The organism is Paracoccus rhizosphaerae, assembly GCF_026162645.1.
Lineage (GTDB): Bacteria > Pseudomonadota > Alphaproteobacteria > Rhodobacterales > Rhodobacteraceae > Paracoccus > Paracoccus rhizosphaerae.
The window spans coordinates 1-1,631 of record NZ_JAOTBE010000156.1; the positions used below are offsets into that span (position 1 = coordinate 1).

The window sequence follows — 1,631 nt, forward strand, 5'->3', positions numbered from 1 at the left end:
TGTGATTGAGTTGTACAACGAAAACCACCCGCACTCGGGGCTGAAAATGCGCTCGCCTCGCGAGTTCATCTCAGCTCAAACCGCAAACGCCTGAGTGTCCGGTGAATTGGGGGCAAGACCAAGACCTTCTCCCAACGACGGGCTACTGCAAGAGCTTCAACTCGAAGCTCCCCGACGAGTTGCTGAGCGGCACGATACTCTACTCGCTAGCCGAGGCTCGCGTCGTGATTGAGTTGTGGCGCGTCCACTACAGCACAATCCCGCCCCGCTCGCCCCTGGGCTATCGAGGCCATTCACTCGCCGTCAAAGCCAGATCAATCATCTCCACCGCCGACACCTGCTTTGGCGCAAAGGCCTATCACGTACTAAGACTTAAGTCGCGATAGGGGCAGGTCGCCCAGGTGTCGTCTTTCCCTGTGGGCCAAAACATCAGACCCATCGCACCCCGTTCCGAACCTTGCGGGAGATCGATGTGACCACAAAGAAGCGGTGCGGCAAGGATCTTGTCTCATCATGCGCGACTACCTTGCTTCCATGTACAGAGGGAGCAGAATGCTATATGCAAGTTGAATGCGCCCGCTGAAAGATGCCTAGCTTGATCAAACTAGGAAGTATGCAAGTTTTGCGATTTAAACGCCTCCCCGAGAACACTGACCTTCCGCTTCCGGCCTATGCGACCGATGGGGCGGCGGGAATGGATCTGCGGGCTTGTCTTCCAGGTGGCGCCGTGACCATCCAGCCGGGCGGCATTGTCCTCATCCCGATCGGCTTCGCCGTCGAGCTTCCTCCGGGGACGGAGATGCAGATCAGGCCACGTTCTGGCTTGGCAATAAAACATGCTCTTCTGGTCCCGAACAGCCCCGGCACCGTCGACTCGGACTTCCGCGGACAGGTTCAGGTCGGGATCCTCAATGCGGGGCAGGGCGCCTATACTGTCAATCACGGCGACCGCATCGCCCAAGCCGTCATCGCGCCAGTCCTTCGGCCCCAGATCGTCGAAGTAAGCTTGTTGAACACCACTGATCGTGGCGACATGGGATTCGGTTCTACGGGTTTGAGTTGATCTAGACGCAGAAAGCGCAGCAGGATCGCGTCAGCGGCGAATCCTCAACGACCGTTCCAGTGGCAAGTCAGGTTGTATTGCTGTCAGGAGCATACTTCGACGTATCACGCTTCCGTTGCACAGTACTGATCTTCGCAGAACCAGGTAGCCTGCTCCAATGAAGTCGTTCGGTTTCAGTTTTAGTCCATGAGGCGCCTGGGGGCTATGGTCGGGGTGGCCGGCGAAGCGGCTTTGGATGGCGGAGCTGGCCAATGCATGGCCTTCGGAGCCCGAGGAGTATATGAGCTACTCTCTGATCCTTGGACAGCTTCCCGGTTGATTCAAGCTGCTGCCTGGGCGTACTGATCGGTTTCGATATTGTTGAAGTAGACCACGGCGGGCGGCCGTCCGCTATGGGCGGTGTGGGGCCTCTGGTGGTTGTAGAAGTTGATCCCGCGATCGATTGCCCCCCTCGGCGTCATGAGGAACTGACCCCCTCCATTTTGGTCTGAACGTTGCTGGTGTCTTGCGCAGTCTGTAGCTCTCGCCTCGGATGGTCACGACGTGGCTGTGGTGCAGCACCCGTCCG

At 58.2% G+C, this 1,631-nt stretch carries 2 protein-coding genes; both read left to right on the forward strand.

The window, feature by feature from the left end; all coding sequences use genetic code 11:
• The first annotated feature begins 101 nt into the window (after positions 1 to 101).
• Positions 102 to 386: an integrase core domain-containing protein gene (locus tag OC184_RS20070; protein ID WP_378927341.1), complete on the forward strand. Its 285-nt coding sequence runs from the start codon at positions 102 to 104 to the stop codon at positions 384 to 386.
• 227 nt (positions 387 to 613) lie between these two features.
• The gene (gene dut, locus OC184_RS20075) at positions 614 to 1,063 is read left to right on the forward strand and encodes a dUTP diphosphatase (protein WP_265508941.1); all 450 of its coding nucleotides are present in this window, start codon (positions 614 to 616) and stop codon (positions 1,061 to 1,063) included.
• The last annotated feature ends 568 nt before the right edge of the window (positions 1,064 to 1,631 follow it).

What these genes read in the sequence shown, in the direction of transcription:
- dut (WP_265508941.1), top strand. Translation starts at nt 614, where the DNA reads ATGCAAGTTTTGCGATTTAAACGCCTCCCCGAGAACACTGACCTTCCG.